The following is a 13861-nucleotide window of genomic DNA, read 5'->3' as shown; positions in this document are numbered from 1 at the left end:
GGCAATGTCTACGGCATGGCCGGCATGGGGATCGCCATCCTCACCACGCTTCTGCTCGCCACGCCGAGCTTCGGAGGCTTCATCCTGATCGTGCTGGCGCTTGCCATGGGCGGCGGGGCAGGGGCCTATATCGCCCGCACCATTCCGATGACGGCGATGCCGCAGCTCGTCGCCGGCTTCCACTCGCTGGTCGGCCTTGCCGCGGTGATGGTGGCGGCGGCGGCGCTTTACGCACCCGATTCCTTCGGCATCGGCGCGATCGGCGACATCCACGGCCAGGCGCTGATCGAAATGGCGCTCGGCGCGGCGATCGGGGCGATCACCTTCACCGGTTCGATCATCGCCTTCCTGAAGCTCGACGGACGCATGTCCGGCAAGCCGATCATGCTGCCCTACCGGCATGCGATCAATATCGGCCTTCTGGTGCTGATCGTCGTCTTCGTCTTCGGCCTGGTGCAGACGGAAAGCCATTTCGACTTCTGGCTGGTCGTCATCCTGGCGCTGGCGCTCGGCGTGCTGATCATCATCCCGATCGGCGGCGCGGACATGCCGGTCGTCGTGTCGATGCTGAACTCCTATTCCGGCTGGGCCGCGGCCGGCATCGGCTTCACGCTCGGCAATCTCGCGCTGATCATCACCGGCGCGCTGGTCGGCTCGTCTGGTGCGATCCTGTCCTACATCATGTGCAAGGGCATGAACCGCTCCTTCATCTCCGTCATCCTCGGCGGCTTCGGCAGCGAGACGGCGGCAGCGGGCGCGGATGACGGCGTGCAGCGGACGGTCAAGCAGGGTTCGGCGGACGACGCGGCCTTCCTGATGCAGAACGCGTCGAAGGTCATCATCGTGCCGGGTTACGGCATGGCGGTCGCTCAGGCGCAGCATGCGCTGCGCGAGCTTGCCGATACGCTGAAGGAGCATGGCGTCGAGGTGAAATACGCGATCCATCCGGTCGCCGGCCGCATGCCGGGGCATATGAACGTGCTGCTCGCCGAAGCCAACGTGCCGTATGACGAGGTCTTCGAGCTGGAAGACATCAACGCCGAATTCGCCCAGGCCGACGTCGCCTATGTCATCGGCGCCAACGACGTCACCAATCCGGCGGCCCGCGACGACAAGTCCTCGCCGATCTACGGCATGCCGATCCTCGACGTCGACCGCGCCAAGACCTGCCTCTTCGTCAAGCGCTCGCTCGGTTCGGGGTACGCCGGCATCGACAACACGCTGTTCTACAAGGACGGCACGATGATGCTGCTCGGCGACGCCAAAAAGATGACGGAAGACATCGTCAAAGCCATGAAGCACTGAGATTGATACGCCCGGCAAGGCGATGAAGCGAAAAGGGCTCCACCCATTCCAGGCTTGCTCATTCCAGGGCGGCGCGGTCTGCCTTTGCGGCTAAGAGATCCTTCGTCCTCCGAAGCCGCACAGCCTTCTGGTTTGGCGCAGCATTTCCGGGGAACCGCCGGATCCGGAATTGTACGTCAGGCAGACCGCGCTGCGGGCTAAGCCGACAGGCGGATCCGGAATGCGCAAGCCGGCGTCCACTGTGCTCAAGGGTCAAGTGCGACAGGTACGTTCAATGAACCCAAAGCTTACAGACTTACACGCACTCTTGTCGTCCATGGCCAATGCCGGCCTGGCGAGCCACGAGGCTACGCGGGGCCTTTTCGGTGATAACGCGGCCTCGCGAGCCTCCGACCTCCACCGCCTGATCGAAGCGCAGATCGTCGACGCCGATGCGCTGGCAGGCTTCCTGTCGTCCTATTATGGTGTGCGGCTTCTCGACCGGCAGCAACTCGCTGACTACAGGCCCGTCGCGCAGAATCTCTCAAACCGATTTCTTGTGGAGAATTGGGTGGCGCCGCTCACGGCGCCGGACGGGAGTGCCGTCATAGGTGTTCTCCACCCCGGAGACGCAGACCCGATAGAGGCGCTGCGATCCGTTCTCAACGGTGACGTCGAAGTCTGCGTAGTTCCCGCACCCGACCTAGAATCCTGCCTGGAACGTCTTTCGGGCGCCCAGGATGTTGCCCAGGCCACCGGCGAAGGAACAACCTCCGAAGCAGCTATCGCAAGCCTGCGGGATCTCGCAAGCGGCGCGCCGGTTGTGGTTGTCGTTGACGACATCTTCCGGCGCGCGCTCGACCTGAGAGCAACCGACATCCACCTCGAACCGATGCGCGGCCGGCTCGTGATGCGTTTCCGCATCGACGGCATCTTGCGGATCATGCCTTCACCGCCGCACGAAATGGGCGATGCGATCGTGTCGCGAATCAAGGTTCTCGCCGGCCTCGACATCACCGAGCGCCGCAAGCCTCAGGATGGTGCGATGCGCCTTCCCATCGGCGACCGGGAAGTCGAACTGCGCGTTGCAACCCTCTCCTCCATCCATGGCGAGACCGTCGTCATGCGCATCCTGCACCGCGACAGCGTCCTTTTGGATTTCGCGGGCGTGGGCCTGGATGACCAAGAACGGCAGACGCTGAACCGGCTCCTTGAGCACACCCACGGAATGATCGCCGTCGCCGGCCCGACCGGCAGCGGCAAGACGACGACGCTCGCCGCAGCGCTCTCGAAACTGAACGATCCGGGCCGCAAGATCGTGACCATCGAGGATCCCGTCGAGTACCAGATCCCCGGCATCGTGCAGTCGCAGATCAACTCGGCGATCGGCATAACTTTCTCATCCGCGATCCGGACGTTCGTGCGACAGGACCCCGACGTGATCCTGGTCGGCGAGATACGCGACGGCGAGACGGCTCGGGCCGCCGTCCAGGCAGCGCTCACCGGACACCTCGTTCTCACCACCGTCCACGCGAACACCGCGGCGGCGGCCTTCACGCGTATGCGCGACCTGGGTGTCGAGACCTATCTGCTGGTCGGCGCCGTACGCGGTATCGTCTCCCAGCGCCTGTTGCGGCGGCTCTGCGATCACTGCAAGCAGGAAGGAATTCTCTCGTCCGAGACCTTTTCCTCGGACTCCCGTTACCAGGCCGTCGGGTTGTCCCCGGGCCAGAAAGTGTTCAACGCGATTGGCTGCGGCCGTTGCAACGGCACCGGATATCGAGGCCGCATCGCCGTCTTCGAGATCCTGGTCCTAGACGAGGCCATCACCGAACTCGCTTCACAAGGGGCAGACCACGCCAGGATCGAGGCGCTCGCGCTGAAACGGGGGATGAGCACCATGTCGCACGATGGCGCTAGGAAGGCAGGCCAAGGGCTCACCTCGCCGGCGGAGGTGCTCCGGGTCACCGGGTTTCGCTGAGCGCGCCCGTCGGTGGATGCGCTGCGTCGGATCTGCGATCGGCGGCTGGACGCTCCTCCGCAGCCATCGGCCGCTATTGCCCGCCTTTGTCACCCTCATAAGGCACGATGCTCTCGCCCTCCAGAAGGTAGCCCGAGGCAACATCGCCCGAGCCGTCCATAAAGGAAAGGTTCTTCTTCTCGGACTGCACGCGCATCGTGCCGGTTGTCATGACGGCGTCAAACAGAGCCTTCGGCGCGTAAGGAGCGGAGGATTTCAGGTAGATCACCTGGTTCGGCGGCGGTGGCGGCTCATGGATGCAGGCGCCGAAATAGGGGACGAGCAGGAACTCTGTCGTGCCGCTTGGAGCGAAATCCAAAGGCAGCAGATAGCCGGCGATGGATACGCGTTCTCCATCATACTTCGTCTCCGTCAGAGTTCCACGCCGCTCGACCTCTGTAGCCCAGGCTACGTATTGGTTATAAAGCGCATCGAGATCGACGCCTTGCGCCGCGAGTTTCTCCCTGTCTTCGTCGACCCTCTTCTTGGCTTCCGCATGTTGGAGAGCGAACTCCTCGCTCAGTTCGCCCGACGGGTGACCTTTCCAGTAGAGGACGCTTCCCAATGCCTGCTGCTGCTCGAGAGGAAGATCATTCGGGGAAAATGACAGCGCTTCTGCCGGCGGGATCAGCATCTCCCATTTTAGCTGCGTGGCGCCGGCGCTGAATGCAGCGCTGCTGCCGAGGCTGAAAATAGCCAAAATGAGAGCAATGCCGCGGAGTATCGATATCGCATTACCGAGGAATCCTGCGTGTTTCATGTTCTCACCATCATGCCGTCTGCAAGGGACATCCTGTAGGCGCGGTAGGCAGGCAGAAAGCCGGCAGCCATTCCGCCGATCGATATTGCCAGAAGCAACAGGGCATCGGTCGCGGATGGAGGCTGAATGCCGATGTCGATGCCAAACTCTTTATCGACAATCGGGCGGGCCACCACGAGGACTGCGTAGAGTGTGGCCATGCCAATCGCGATGCCCGCCACGGTCAGCACCGTCGCCTCTCCGACAAGCAGCCCTGCAACCGTCCGGGGTCTCGCCCCAAGCGAGCGCAAGATCGCAATCTCGCGCCGCCGCTCGTTGAGGGTCGACAGGATCATCGCCGACAAGCCCAGCATCGAGGTCACCACGACCATCGCGGAGACACCAAGCAATGCGGTCTCGGCGGTGGCGACCAGTCCCCACATCTCCTGCAAGGCGACCCCCGGCAGCACTGCTGAAAGAGGCTCGGCTCTATACTCGTTCACAGCGCGCTGGAACCCTATGACTTGCAGGCGCGCCTTCAAGCCGATGATCGCGGCAGTTATCGCCTTCGGAGGAAGCGACATCTGCCGCAGACGGTCGGCCGGCGTAACTTGTCCCGGAATCCGCGAACCGGACCGCCAGTCGACATGAATGGCCTCGATAGCCTTGAGACTGACATGGAGAGACTTGTCCACCGGCGTGCCGGTCCGTGCCAGAATACCGGACACGCGAAACGGGAGGTCGTCATGCCGTGGCCCAAAGGAGCCCGCACTGTGCGTGACGGTGATCTTGTCGCCGATGGAATAGCCAAGCCGACTTGCAACGTCCGAGCCAAGGACTACATCGAACAGGTCGTCGAAGGGCGTACCTGCGGCAAACTTCAAGGTCTGGCCGCCGCGGTACTGCAAGTGCTCGAAATAGTCCAGAGTGGTCCCGATGACGCGAAAGCCGCGGTGACTGTCGCCAAGGGAAAGAGGGATCGCCCAGGCTACCTCCGCGCGCGAAACGATGTCCTGGTAACTGCGCCAAGTGACGTTGTTGGTTGCGTTTCCAATCCGGAACACCGAATAGAGAAGGAGCTGCATGGCGCCTGACCTTGCGCCGATGACCACATCCGCGCCCGACACCGTGCCTGCGAAGCTGTCCTTCGCCCCGCTGCGCACCTTTTCGACTCCGAGCAGCAGCACGACGCTAACGGAGATCGCTAGGACCGTCAGCAAAACCGTGATCCACCGATTGAGCAGGGATTGCAGGGCGAGGCGCGCGACGATCATGTCGCGGCGCCTTCGCGCTGCGACGGTGCCAGGATGTCGGTGAGCTCGATCACCCTGGTAAAATGTCGCGCCAGGCGCCTGTCGTGACTGACCATGATCAGGGTCGCATTCGTGGCATCGACCTGGCCGAACAGAAGGTCGAGAAAGTTCTGCTGCCGATCGTCGTCGAGAGCCGATGTCGGCTCGTCGGCAACGATGATTTCGGGTGAACCGATGAGGGCTCGCGCGGTCGCGACGCGTTGCTGCTGACCGACGCTCAGCGTGGCCGCCGTTCGCCGCCCGATATCCGCCGGGAGTCCCAGCGCCGACAGGAGGCGCCGCGCTTCGCCCTCAGCGCCGCCCGCGGCCGTCGCGCGGGTGCGACGCGCCGGTGCGAAGCTGAGCGGCAGCAGCACATTGTCAATGACGTCGCCGTAGGGAAGAAGATTGAACATCTGGAAGATGATGCCAAAGTGTTCAGCGCGAAACCGATCACGCCCGCTGCTGCCCAGTGCATCAAGCCGTTGCCCCAGGATTTCCAGGCTCCCGGCCTGCGCCAGCGCGATGCCGGTCAGCAGGCTGAGCAGTGTCGACTTTCCACTGCCGGACGCGCCGAGCAGAAGGAGACGCTCGCCCCGGGAAACCGCGAATTCGCCGACCGAGAGGCCAAAAGCGTCACGCGCATTCCACTTGAATTCGACGCTGCGCAAGCTCACGGCGTCCGTCGGTCTTTGCGCGTTCATCACTACATTTCTTCCAGACGGCGCACCTCGCGCGTCACCTCGTAGGAGGACTGCCCATTGTCTGTGATGGTCGTCACGGCAAGCATTTCGGAACCGGAGAAGCGGTTGAAAAAGGGGAAGTAGATCGACGTGATCGAAGCGGTGTCTGCGCAGGCGAGGGCGTAAGATGCTCGGAATTCAGTGTGACGGCCCTCCTTTTCGTCGGTTTCCGCGGTCTTCTCAGCTCCCGCCGCTTCATCATGATCCTCGTGGTCTTTAACGGCGATACTGGCATCGGCGGAGGTGACGGTGCACCCCGCAGATTCGGGCAACGTGATTAGTTTCAACGGTTCCTTCAGGTCGGCGAGGGCGTCCTCCACGGCTTTCCTTTCCCTGGCGGTTTCGGGTTCATATTCAAACCCGACAATATCCATACCCGGTGCGGAGAGTTCCATCTGAAGATTGTTGTCCTCAACGACGATTACCAGCGTCCCGTGCCCGTGTACATGTGGGCCAAGCTCTCTTCGTTCTTCTTCTGCGTGCACGGCCGAAACGACGATAAGCATGCCGGCGGCAAACAATGTCCGGACGTGGTGATGCAATCTCATTTCCTATTTCTCCAACTCGGTATGATTTGTAGCCGTCATCGACAGGCCGTACCTCGACTATGGCGATACGCGATGCCGATCTTTCCGGGGGCATCCGCGCTGATCTGCAGCACCGCATGAACTTCGAGAAGGGGACTGCGTCCTGCACGTGAATCGGCGAGCTCTCGGTGTGTTTTGTTCTGGAGTTGAATGGGGTTGATGGTGCATGTGCTTGCGAGCTTGACAATGGGACATGATGAGAATACACATCTTTGGGCAGATTGTCCATATTGTAGTCAAATTGCCGTTTCGGTTATTGCCGCGTGATCGAGGAGGATCAAAGGCAACTCGTGTGTTCCGAATGTGAACGCATCGGGCCACCCATACCTTCCGCGAGAGGGGCCGGGGATTTGTGTAGGGAGAGGGAGTAGATGACAAAAAAAGGCTACTGGGTTGCAATGGTCGATATTGCAGACCATGAGGGGTACAAGCAATACATTGCCTTGAACAAGGCAGCGTTCGACAAATACGGGGCGGCCTTCGTCGTTCGCGCGGGAACGAGCCAGGTCATGGAAGGCCCACACGCGAACCGCCTGGCAGTCATCGAGTTCAAGGACTACGAGACCGCCCTCGCTTGCTACAATTCTCCCGAGTATCAGACGGCGATCAAGGCCCGCGAGAAGCATGCCAAGGTACATCTGGCTGTGGTGGAAGGCGTCTGACACCGCAAGCTTTGCCCGAGACCTCTGCCATGCCGGTTTGAGGGATCATCGTCTCTACCCCTTGCGCGCTGATCGACCGCATCAGCAGGGCCTGCCTTCATCAGCGGCCGGGTGTCGCGCCCGGCCGGCAGCTGGAAGCCCGGCTGACGGTCGCCCGATCCTTGTCAGAGTGCGGCGAAGGCCGTCGCAGGCGCGCACAACCTTCTGGGAGCAGTCATGTCTTCTCCGTTGCGGTGGCTATTCAAGGCTTTCGACGTCTTCGTCGTCGCCGGCATGGTCGTCATCAGCCTCCTGATCTTTACGAATGTCGTGCTGCGCTATGGCTTCAGCTCGGGCATTCCGTTTGCCGTCGAAGTATCCCGTGTAGTCCTCGTCTGGGTCATCTTCATGGGATCCGTGGTGGCGCTGGCCAAGGGCGCGCATCTCGGCGTCGAGTCTTTGGTCGTCAGGTTGCCTCGAGGGGCGCGCTTCGTCTGCTTCCTTCTTTCATACGGCCTGATGCTGTGGTGCTGCTGGCTCTTGGGGGTGGGCAGCTGGGCACTCACCGTCATCGAGTGGGGCAACGTCCAGGCGCTGTCGGGAATTCCCGTGGGCGCCATCTACGCCGCAGGGCTCGCCGCGGCCATCCTGATGGCGCTGATTCTCCTGCTTGATCTCTGGCGCTCGCTGCGCGGCATCCTGCCCGCCCCCTGGTCGGGGGTGGAGCATGTCGAGCCGCTGCCCGTCGTGCCCCCCGCGCTTATTTCGGAGAAAGCACCGTGAGCGGTTTGGTCTTTATCGTTTCCCTCCTTGGTGCGATGGGCATCGGGGTCCCCATCGCCTTCGCTCTGATGCTGTCGGGCATCGCGATGATGATGCTGATGGGTAATCTGGATGCACAGATTCTGGCGCAGCGGCTGGTCAATGGCGCTGACAGCTATCCGCTGATGGCGATCCCGTTCTTTCTCATTGCCGGCGAGCTCATGAACGCCGGCGGCCTCTCCCGCCGCATCGTCAGCGTGGCGTTGGCGTTTGTCGGTCACCTGCGTGGCGGCCTCGGTTACGTGGTCATCGGTACGGGCCTGGTGCTTGCCAGCGTCTCCGGCTCCGCAATCGCGGATACAGCGACGCTCGCGGTCATGCTGGTCCCCCTGATGCGGGATGCGGGCTATCATATGGGTCGAGCCTCGGGCCTGATGTCGGCTACAGGCATTATCGCCCCTGTGATCCCGCCGTCTGTCGGGTTCATCATCCTGGGCGTCACCGCAAACATTTCCATCGTCGGCCTGTTCTTCGCCGGAATCGTGCCAGGGCTCCTAATGGGGGTGAGCCTCATGGCCGCCTGGTGGTTCCTCTCCAAAAAGGAAGCGACGGCGATCCGGCCCAAAATACCGCGCAGGGACCTCCCGAAGACCATCATGACCGCCGGTTGGGCGTTGATGATGCCGGCGATCATCCTGGCCGGACTACGGTTCGGCATCTTCACCCCGACCGAGGCCGGCGTCGTTGCCGCCGCCTATGCGCTGTTCGTCGGGCTGTTTGTCTATCGGGAGCTCACACCGCGGCTGCTCTATGACGCGCTGCTCGCCGCCGGGCGCTTGACGGCAGTGATCATGCTGTTGGTGGCTGCCTCCATGATCTCCGGCTTCATGCTGACGATTTCCAACATGCCCGCCCAGCTCGTCAGTCTTCTCGGTCCATTCATCGACTCGCCGGTCTTGCTGATGGGCATGATCGTTCTGGCCGTCTTCATCGTCGGTACGGCGCTCGATTTCGCACCCTGCATAACCATTCTGGTGCCCATCCTCATGCCGATCGTCAAGGCCGCCGGTATCGACCCGGTCTATTTCGGGGTCATCTTCATGATGGTCAACGCGGTCGGAATGATCACCCCTCCCGTCGGGACGGTCCTCAACACAGTCTGCGGCGTCAGCGGCGTTTCAATGGAGGAGGCGACAAAGGGTGCCATGCCTTACCTTGCGGCCCAGATGACCCTCATCGTGCTCCTCGTCCTCTTCCCCGCCCTGGTCACCGTGCCAGCACGATGGCTCCATTGAAACCCAAATCAATCCGGAGAAGGTGGGCATGAGTAGGTTTCCGGACATTGCTGTCACCGAAGTAGTGTCGATTCCCAGCGTGGGGTGGGGCGTGTAGGTGAGGACAAGTCAACGATGCAGCGCTCTAAACGCTTACACCGTGTGGTTCCGCAGAAGTTTGGCCGCGGGCGCTTTGGTGATAGTGGCTGCATGTACATCCACTGGTTACCAATTTGAAGACATCACTGCGAGACCGGATCCCCTGGAAAAGGTCACAAACGCAGATTTGAGTGCACGCCAGTCATCAGGCGGCGGTTTTCTGTCGAGCCTCGGTTTCGGCCGTACGCAGAACAACCGGCAAGGTGCAGTATATTATGGCTACGGACAGCCACTGACGGCGGGCGAACGCAAGTCGCTCGAACGGCTGGGCGACGAAGAGTTTGAGGTCAAACTCGAGGAAGCCGAGATCAAAGTCGCGGCCCGGACAGTTCTGGGCGAAGTGCTGGGCATCAGTTATTCGATAGATCCGAGAGTCACGGGCAAGGTTTCAATCACGACGTCGACGCCAAAGCCGGCCCGCGAAATTCTCACAATGTTCGAGTCCGCGCTGCGCAGCAATGGCGTGGCTATGATGCGCGAAAGCGACCGGTTACGGCTGGTGCCTGCGAACGAAGCGTTTGGAAACGCCGAGCTCGATCGGGGCACAACTATCCAGCCAGGCTACGGCGTCACGGTGTTCCCATTGAAAAACGTGACTGCCAGCACGATTCTGCCACTGCTCGAAAACTTTGTGACCCGTCCTGGCATGGTGCGCGAGGACCCCGGCCGCAATGCGCTCATCCTCCAGGGAACGGCGGCGGAGCGGACCGCGGCGGTCGAAGCCGCGAACTCATTCGATCAGGATTGGCTGGCAGACCAGTCGGTCGGCATTTTCCCCGTCAACAATTCCAGAGCAGCGACCATCATGCCCGAACTGACCCGTGTCCTCGACATTGGAGAGGGCGGACGCGGACGCAACACGATCAGAGTCCAGCCGATCGATCGCAGCAATATGATTTTGGTGGTGGCGAAGACGCGCAACCAGTTACAGCGCGCGGCGAGCTGGATCGAGCGGCTCGACCGGATCGACGGGTCTGCCTCCAATCTGCGAGTGTACAAGGTCCAGCACCTCGAAGCACGACGTCTCGCATCGATGGTCAACGAGATATTCAACGGTATCCCGGCATCGTCCGCTTCGAATGATCCGGCCGCACAGTTTCCGCCCGGCTCCCAAGCCGATGCCACCAGCTTCGGCGCGAATTCTGCGGATAGTACGAGCGCGGCGACGCCTGCAGAGCGGATGGCCGATAACCAGCCGGCCGCCAGTGGGGACACCTCCCAGCCTGCCTCGGGAGCTGTTGGCGGCGCCGGGTCACAAAGCGGCGTCCGCATCACCGCAAATCCCGAAAACAACACGATTCTCATTTACGCGCGCCCCGACCAGCAACGACTGATCGAACAAGCGATTACCGCCCTCGACCGACGGCAAGAGCAGGTTGCCATCGAAGCGACGATCGCCGAGGTCACTCTGACCAACGATTTACGTTATGGTGTGCAGTTCTTCCTGAACTCCAACGATATAGGCCGTGGCCGCAACAACGGATCGGTAGGTCTGTTCGGCGAAGCAGGCCAGGCCGTGCTGTCACGGACACTCCCGGGCTTCAACCTTTTGCTAGGCCCTGAGACCGAGCCGCGCGTCGTCATCGACGCCTTGCGCGGTATTACCGAGGTCAAGGTGCTGTCATCGCCGTCGGTCGTCGTCCTCGACAATAAGCCAGCCGTTCTACAGGTGGGCGATGAAATCCCTATCGTGACGCGCACGGCACAATCGGTGACCGACCCGGAGGCGCCGGTCGTCAACAATGTCGAGTTCCGCAATACCGGCGTCATTCTGAAGGTCCTGCCGCGCATCACCGGCAACGGCACGATTAGCCTGGTCATTGAGCAGGAGATCAGCTCCGTGCAGAGAAGTCAGGCGCAGTCACTGACGCCAACGATCTCGCAGCGACATGTGAGTTCGACTGTGTCGGTGACCAGCGGCCAGACGGTGATGCTCGGCGGCCTGATCAGCGAACGCCAGCAGCGCGGTCGCGACGGCGTGCCGATTCTCGGCGACCTTCCGCTGATCGGCGACGCGTTCCGCTCCAACCAGAATTCCGCGTCGCGCAGCGAACTCATCATCCTGATCCGGCCGCAAGTCATCCGCGACAGCTTGGATGCGCAAAATGTGGCTGAGCAGATGCGATCGCAATTGCGGCTGATAAATCAACAATCCGGAACCGTTCCGCTGCGGCGACCGACCAAGACGACGATTGAATGAAGCTTTTGAAGGCACGGCGGCGGTCTATCGCCATCATCGCATTCACGCAAGCCATCGCTATCGTGCCCTTCGTGGCCGGCAGCCCCTCGTTCTTCGTCGCATCAACGCTTGTGCTGTGCCTTCTGGCGGCGGCAATCGCAGTCCATGATCTTGCGTCTTTGCTCATTCCAGACCGCTACACGGCCGGCATACTGGTCGTCGCGCTCGTCGATTGGTGGTTCGAGATGGGTGATTTCGCCGCGCTGGGCTGGCGCATCGGGTCGGGAGCAGCGCTCATGTGTCTGCTGTGTTTGTTCAACGTTGTGTATGGAGGGCTGCGGGGCCGCGACGGCATCGGCTTTGGCGACATCAAGCTGATTGGTGTGTCCGTCGTCTTGGCGGGGCCAGCCGGCGTTGGCGCCCAGATCATACTTGCTTCGGTCGCCGCTTTCATCTTCAGCGTCATCCGCGCGGCTCGTCTGCAACGCCCGCTCCGAGCTGCGGCGCGGATTCCGTTCGGAACGTTCCTCGCGCCGGCACTTGTGATTGTCTGGACATGGATGCCCCCCGCATGGTGAACATATCTCCTGGTCGGGCATGCAAGATCTTGTCCGGAGACCGGGCCGTGTCGCGATTTTCATCGAAACATAAGACAGAATGGGTTTCGTAGTGAACATAAGCTCGGCAAAGAGCCGGCGGGGTACAATTCTCGTCAGCGTCTTGTGGATCCTCATTTTTCTGGGGTTCCTTGCCGTTACCCTTCGCATGCAAATGTCCGGAGTCGTGGCGAGCGTGCGCGTCACGGAGGACAAGGTGGCGGCGCGCATTCTGGCGGAAGCCGGCCTGGCGCAGGCTGCGGCCGATATCCGCGCTGGCCCGCCAGACGGCGCGATCAAGCTGAGAGACCAAATATCGTCCACCATTACCCTGCCGGCCGGAGTCGCTTCCATCTCTGCGACGAATGAAGCCTTGCGGATCGACCTCAACACGGCCGAGCGGCCGCTGATCGTTGGCGCATTGCGCGCCGCTGGCGCCGCTCCAGGAATTGCCGACGACTTGGCCACAAAGATCGTGGGCCGCCGCGCCAAGCCTTCTCAGCCGAACGGACAGACATCCGGTTCCGCTCCGCAGCAGGATAAAAACGACACAGGGCTATTTCAGACGGTTTCGGAACTCGCCGCGCTCCCAGGAATAACACCTGACATTGCCATTGCCATCGACTCCTATGTCACCGTCTCCTCTGGCTTGGCCGGCGTTCGCCTCGAAGCGCTCGACAATAAAGTGCTGGGCAACATTCCCGGCTTGCCATCGTCGGCGCAAAACGCGATCAGGAACTTTCGTGCCGGCCGCCTGTCGCGCACGCAACTCGACCAGTCACTGGCTGCAGTAACCTTTAACACGCCAGAGCAGGCATCAAGTTGGCGCGTCAATCTCAGCACAACCCTGCAGTCAGGTTACAGCGAATCTTTCGAGGCATTGATGCTTGTATTGAACGCGGATGAGGCACCCTACAGAGTGCTTGACTGGCGTCGCGTGGCAATTGAGCTGGAATGAATGCGTGGACGCATTATCATCGCGGGGGTCAGGGCTGAACGATCGTAAATATGCCTTGGTCTGAGGACTTCAGCATGGCTTCGACCTTCGCCGCCGCGGAGCGTCTGCCTGAAGGGACGCCGTACGACGGAGATGCGATGCAACCAGCTATCATCGGCAACGAATCGCTTCAAAGCTTCCGGGATTTTACCAGTGCGGAGCAGCGGCACGCCTGCTCAGGTTGACAGGACGGGTTCATCGAATTGAACGGTCACGCCAGGCATGGCGCGCAGCCGCATAATCCCTTGGCGATCGTCACTAAGCACAATGGATGAGGAGCACTGAGGCCGCATCGCCATCTTGTATGGCAACCCCTTCAGCGCGCGCAGAATGGGACGTTCCTCCGCCGCGCTCTTGCCGCGGCCACACTGATGAGGGATGCGATTGTCTCAGCAAGTGTGCCAGACCATCCTGTCATTCCTTTGTGGGATACCCCGACTGCAGGGCATCAGAGCTCTCCGGCCACCGTGATTAGGGTGCCTGTCATGAAACCCGGAACCGGGAGACGCGGGCCACAGGGCCGCGCGCGCGATGTCGTCAGGCTCCGCGATGCGCCCCATGGGGGTCGTCACCGCTCTCCTCATCCCG

13 protein-coding genes are annotated in these 13861 nt (G+C 61.6%); 9 read left to right on the top strand and 4 right to left on the bottom strand.

Annotated features, from left to right (window positions below):
• The coding region (locus DMO26_RS31540) for an NAD(P)(+) transhydrogenase (Re/Si-specific) subunit beta (RefSeq protein ID WP_162895155.1) at window positions 1–1305 on the top strand (1305 nt) is incomplete at its 5' end.
• Between the two features lie 274 nt (window positions 1306–1579).
• Window positions 1580–3265: a GspE/PulE family protein gene (locus DMO26_RS31535; RefSeq protein WP_162895154.1), complete on the top strand. Its 1686-nt coding sequence runs from the start codon at window positions 1580–1582 to the stop codon at window positions 3263–3265.
• A gap of 73 nt (window positions 3266–3338) precedes the next feature.
• On the opposite strand, the gene DMO26_RS31530 is transcribed toward DMO26_RS31535, so the two are convergent.
• From DMO26_RS31530 to DMO26_RS31515, 4 genes are read right to left on the bottom strand one after another with little or no spacing between them, the layout of a single operon-like run.
• On the bottom strand, window positions 3339–4064 hold the full coding sequence (locus tag DMO26_RS31530; protein ID WP_117196251.1) for a DUF3299 domain-containing protein: 726 nt from the start codon (window positions 4062–4064) through the stop codon (window positions 3339–3341).
• The gene (locus DMO26_RS31525) at window positions 4061–5317 is read right to left on the bottom strand and encodes an ABC transporter permease (RefSeq protein ID WP_205421291.1); all 1257 of its coding nucleotides are present in this window, start codon (window positions 5315–5317) and stop codon (window positions 4061–4063) included. The genes DMO26_RS31530 and DMO26_RS31525 overlap by 4 nt, the downstream gene beginning before the upstream one ends.
• Window positions 5314–6039: an ABC transporter ATP-binding protein gene (locus DMO26_RS31520; protein WP_117196250.1), complete on the bottom strand. Its 726-nt coding sequence runs from the start codon at window positions 6037–6039 to the stop codon at window positions 5314–5316. The genes DMO26_RS31525 and DMO26_RS31520 overlap by 4 nt, the downstream gene beginning before the upstream one ends.
• A gap of 2 nt (window positions 6040–6041) precedes the next feature.
• Window positions 6042–6626: a DUF2796 domain-containing protein gene (locus DMO26_RS31515; protein WP_117196249.1), complete on the bottom strand. Its 585-nt coding sequence runs from the start codon at window positions 6624–6626 to the stop codon at window positions 6042–6044.
• 410 nt (window positions 6627–7036) lie between these two features.
• Between DMO26_RS31515 and DMO26_RS31510 the strand changes: the two genes are divergently transcribed.
• From DMO26_RS31510 to DMO26_RS34005, 7 genes are all read left to right on the top strand, one after another.
• Window positions 7037–7327: a DUF1330 domain-containing protein gene (locus DMO26_RS31510; RefSeq protein ID WP_117196234.1), complete on the top strand. Its 291-nt coding sequence runs from the start codon at window positions 7037–7039 to the stop codon at window positions 7325–7327.
• A gap of 216 nt (window positions 7328–7543) precedes the next feature.
• Window positions 7544–8089, top strand: coding sequence for a TRAP transporter small permease (locus DMO26_RS31505; protein WP_117196233.1), 546 nt, complete (start codon window positions 7544–7546; stop codon window positions 8087–8089).
• Window positions 8086–9363 (top strand): TRAP transporter large permease, encoded by a 1278-nt coding sequence (locus DMO26_RS31500; protein WP_117196232.1) that lies wholly within the window; start codon window positions 8086–8088, stop codon window positions 9361–9363. The genes DMO26_RS31505 and DMO26_RS31500 overlap by 4 nt, the downstream gene beginning before the upstream one ends.
• A gap of 265 nt (window positions 9364–9628) precedes the next feature.
• Window positions 9629–11701, top strand: coding sequence for a type II secretion system secretin GspD (gspD, locus tag DMO26_RS31495; RefSeq protein WP_162895153.1), 2073 nt, complete (start codon window positions 9629–9631; stop codon window positions 11699–11701).
• A complete protein-coding gene (locus DMO26_RS31490; RefSeq protein ID WP_117196247.1) occupies window positions 11698–12258 on the top strand; it encodes a prepilin peptidase in 561 nt (186 codons plus the stop codon). The genes gspD and DMO26_RS31490 overlap by 4 nt, the downstream gene beginning before the upstream one ends.
• Window positions 12259–12337: 79 nt before the next feature.
• Window positions 12338–13234: a general secretion pathway protein GspK gene (locus DMO26_RS31485; RefSeq protein ID WP_117196246.1), complete on the top strand. Its 897-nt coding sequence runs from the start codon at window positions 12338–12340 to the stop codon at window positions 13232–13234.
• 74 nt (window positions 13235–13308) lie between these two features.
• The gene (locus DMO26_RS34005; RefSeq protein WP_162895152.1) at window positions 13309–13458 is read left to right on the top strand and encodes a hypothetical protein; all 150 of its coding nucleotides are present in this window, start codon (window positions 13309–13311) and stop codon (window positions 13456–13458) included.
• Window positions 13459–13861: the final 403 nt, after the last annotated feature.

Origin of the sequence: Rhizobium terrae (assembly GCF_003425685.1) — a bacterium.
Taxonomy (GTDB): domain Bacteria; phylum Pseudomonadota; class Alphaproteobacteria; order Rhizobiales; family Rhizobiaceae; genus Neorhizobium; species Neorhizobium terrae.
This window is presented reverse-complemented; position numbering and strand designations above follow the sequence as displayed.

Excerpts from the sequence above, each read along its gene's own strand:
- DMO26_RS31535 (WP_162895154.1), top strand. The coding sequence starts at position 1,580 with ATGAACCCAAAGCTTACAGACTTACACGCACTCTTGTCGTCCATGGCC.
- DMO26_RS31530 (WP_117196251.1), bottom strand. The coding sequence starts at position 4,064 with ATGAAACACGCAGGATTCCTCGGTAATGCGATATCGATACTCCGCGGC.
- DMO26_RS31525 (WP_205421291.1), bottom strand. The coding sequence starts at position 5,317 with ATGATCGTCGCGCGCCTCGCCCTGCAATCCCTGCTCAATCGGTGGATC.
- DMO26_RS31520 (WP_117196250.1), bottom strand. The coding sequence starts at position 6,039 with ATGAACGCGCAAAGACCGACGGACGCCGTGAGCTTGCGCAGCGTCGAA.
- DMO26_RS31515 (WP_117196249.1), bottom strand. The coding sequence starts at position 6,626 with ATGAGATTGCATCACCACGTCCGGACATTGTTTGCCGCCGGCATGCTT.
- DMO26_RS31510 (WP_117196234.1), top strand. The coding sequence starts at position 7,037 with ATGACAAAAAAAGGCTACTGGGTTGCAATGGTCGATATTGCAGACCAT.
- DMO26_RS31505 (WP_117196233.1), top strand. The coding sequence starts at position 7,544 with ATGTCTTCTCCGTTGCGGTGGCTATTCAAGGCTTTCGACGTCTTCGTC.
- DMO26_RS31490 (WP_117196247.1), top strand. The coding sequence starts at position 11,698 with ATGAAGCTTTTGAAGGCACGGCGGCGGTCTATCGCCATCATCGCATTC.
- DMO26_RS31485 (WP_117196246.1), top strand. The coding sequence starts at position 12,338 with ATGGGTTTCGTAGTGAACATAAGCTCGGCAAAGAGCCGGCGGGGTACA.
- DMO26_RS34005 (WP_162895152.1), top strand. The coding sequence starts at position 13,309 with ATGGCTTCGACCTTCGCCGCCGCGGAGCGTCTGCCTGAAGGGACGCCG.